Annotated in this window: 3 protein-coding genes; all 3 read left to right on the top strand. The window is 41.3% G+C overall.

Going from position 1 to position 2,840, the window contains the following annotated elements:
* The first annotated feature begins 19 nt into the window (after positions 1-19).
* On the top strand, positions 20-853 hold the full coding sequence (locus OGM63_RS06460; RefSeq protein ID WP_263744676.1) for a CheR family methyltransferase: 834 nt from the start codon (positions 20-22) through the stop codon (positions 851-853).
* Positions 850-1,437 (top strand): chemotaxis protein CheB, encoded by a 588-nt coding sequence (locus tag OGM63_RS06455; RefSeq protein WP_263744675.1) that lies wholly within the window; start codon positions 850-852, stop codon positions 1,435-1,437. The genes OGM63_RS06460 and OGM63_RS06455 overlap by 4 nt, the downstream gene beginning before the upstream one ends.
* A gap of 45 nt (positions 1,438-1,482) precedes the next feature.
* The coding region (locus OGM63_RS06450) for a hybrid sensor histidine kinase/response regulator (protein ID WP_263744674.1) at positions 1,483-2,840 on the top strand (1,358 nt) is incomplete at its 3' end.

The raw sequence follows: 2,840 nt of genomic DNA, 5'->3' as shown, positions 1-2,840 counted from the left end.
CCCCCACTCCCACTCCCTCATGTCCCCCAAAAACCCTAACGAACTCGAAGACATCGAAACTCAGCTACTGCTGGAGGGAGTGTATCGCTATTACGGGTTTGACTTTCGTAACTATGCAATGGCTTCTCTCAAGCGTCGAATTTGGAATGCGATTCGCTTGGAAAAGCTAACTAGTGTTTCTGGACTTCAAGAAAAAGTTTTGCACGATTCCGCTTGTATGGAACGCTTTTTATTGGGTCTTTCGGTGAATGTTACTGCGATGTTTCGCGATCCAAGTTTCTATATTGCTTTTAGAAATAAAGCCATTCCCCTTTTGCGTACCTATCCCTTTATTCGCATTTGGCACGCTGGATGTTCTACGGGTGAAGAAGTTTATTCAATGGCAATTATCCTATTTGAAGAAGGATTGTATCACCGTTGCCGCATCTACGCTACTGATATGAATGAAGCAGTATTACGTAAAGCTAAAAGTGGGATTTTTTCTTTGCATTTGATGCAAGAATATACCAAACTTTATTTGCGCTCAGGCGGTAAAGAATCTTTTTCAAAATATTATACGGCTGGTTATGATGGAGCTATATTCCACTCTTTTTTGAAAGAGAATCTCATATTTTCACCACATAATTTGGTAACAGATGCTTCTTTCAATGAATTCAACGTTATTCTCTGTCGCAATGTTTTAATTTACTTTAATAAAGAACTTCAAAACCAAGTTCATCAGCTGCTATATGGAAGTTTAAAGATGTTCGGTGTTTTGGGATTGGGGAAACAGGAAACGCTCATAAGTTCACCTTACGAAAAGTTTTACGATGAGTTGGCAACCCAAGAAAAGCTTTACCGGAGGATCGAATGATGAAATTTGATATTACTGTAATTGGTGCATCTTGGGGCGGATTACAGGCGATTGAGACCATTTTGGCTAGTTTACCGAAAAACTTGGCGTTCGCCATCGCTGTGGCTCAACATCGTCACAAAGACTCGGAAGATGAATTGGTGAACTGTTTGCAAAGGTCTAGTTTATTACCAGTAGTTGAAGTGATAGACAAAATTGCGATCGCCCCCGGACAAATTTACCTCGCACCAGCAGATTATCATTTATTAATAGAACCCGGTCATTTTGCCCTTTCAACCGAAGCACCTGTTTCTTATGCACGTCCATCTATTGATGTGCTATTTGAATCTACGGCTGATGCTTATGGAGAGCGAGCAATTGGTGTGATTCTCACAGGCTCAAGTAAAGACGGTGCACAAGGACTGGCAAAAGTCAAGACATATGGTGGTTTAGCAATTGTTCAAGAACCAACCACAGCTGTTAGTCGTATAATGCCAGATGCGGCAATTGCAGCAGTGGTTTCAGCAACAATTTTGCCTTTACCAGAAATTGCTCCTTTCTTGGTCAATCTTTGTTCTTCCTCGTTATTTCACCAAAAAAGTTAGATTTTAGCATCTTAATAAATTTTTAATTAATAATTTGAATTGGTTATGGAGTCTGCACCAAAAGTAAACATCCTCTTAATAGACGATCATCCAGAAAATTTGATTGCTTTGGAGGCAATATTAGAAGGGCTGGATGAAAATTTAGTCAAAGCTCATTCTGGTGCAGAAGCTCTCAGGTGCTTATTGCATCAAGACTTCGCCGTGATATTATTAGATGTGCAGATGCCAGAAATGGATGGGTTTGAGACAGCAACCCTAATTCGGCAAAGAGAGCGATCGCGCAACACACCGATAATTTTTCTTACTGCCTTTGGTGTTAACGATACCATGTTATTTAAAGGCTATACCTTAGGCGCAGTAGACTATCTGTCGAAGCCAATTGACTCGGTTATCTTAAAATCAAAAGTAACCGTGTTTGTAGAACTGTTCAAAAAAACACTCGAAGTGAAGCGACAAGCAACCGAACTCAAGAGCATGAACTCTGAACTGAGAGAAAGTGAAGAGAAATTTCGCGCTTTGAGTGCTTGCTCTCCCATAGCAATTTTTTTAACAGATACAGAAGGGAAATTTACTTATACAAATCCTAATTGTGAAACCTTTTATAACTTCCAAATTGGTGAAAGTTGGGAGGAAGGTTGGGGAAAATGTATTTGTCTAGAAGATCGCGATCGCGTGCTTGCAGATTGGTTGCGTTCTATTCGTTGCGAACAGACATACTCTTCAGAATTTCGTATTTGCCGGACGGATAATAGTTTGTGCTGGGTTCATGTCCGCACATCGGTGATGTTTTCCGATAATCGGCAATTATTGGGATACGTTGGCACTATTGAAGATATCACAGAACGCAAGCAAGCGGAAATAGTGCGCGAACAAATGATTCGCGAACAAACAGCAAGAGAAGAAGCTGAAGTTGCCAACCGGATGAAAGATGAATTTTTAGCGATCGTTTCTCACGAACTACGTACCCCCCTCACCTCAATACTCGGTTGGTCGAAACAGCTGCTTACCAGACAACTTAACCCCACAATCACAAATCGTGCTCTAGAAACAATCGAACGCAATGCCCAATCTCAAGCACGACTGATTGAAGATATCCTCGACGTGTCAAAAATTATCCGGGGAAAGTTGCAGTTGCAAATAGAACCACTAAATCTGATTACTTTAATTGAAGCACTATTGGAAACTTTACGCCCGCAAGCCGACGCTAAAGCCATTCAACTAGAAAGTATATTCCATCCGCAAGTAGAAATTGTTTGTGGTGACGAGCAACGTCTGCGGCAAGTTATTGGAAACTTACTTTCCAATGCAATCAAGTTTACCTCCAAAGCCGGACGAGTTGAAATAAGCTTGTCGATGGCAGTGGGCAATGAGGGACAAGGGGGACATGGGGGACATGGGGGACA

It is taken from the genome of Plectonema radiosum NIES-515 (genome assembly GCF_025753815.1).
GTDB lineage: Bacteria > Cyanobacteriota > Cyanobacteriia > Cyanobacteriales > Nostocaceae > Hassallia > Hassallia radiosum_A.
This window is presented reverse-complemented; position numbering and strand designations above follow the sequence as displayed.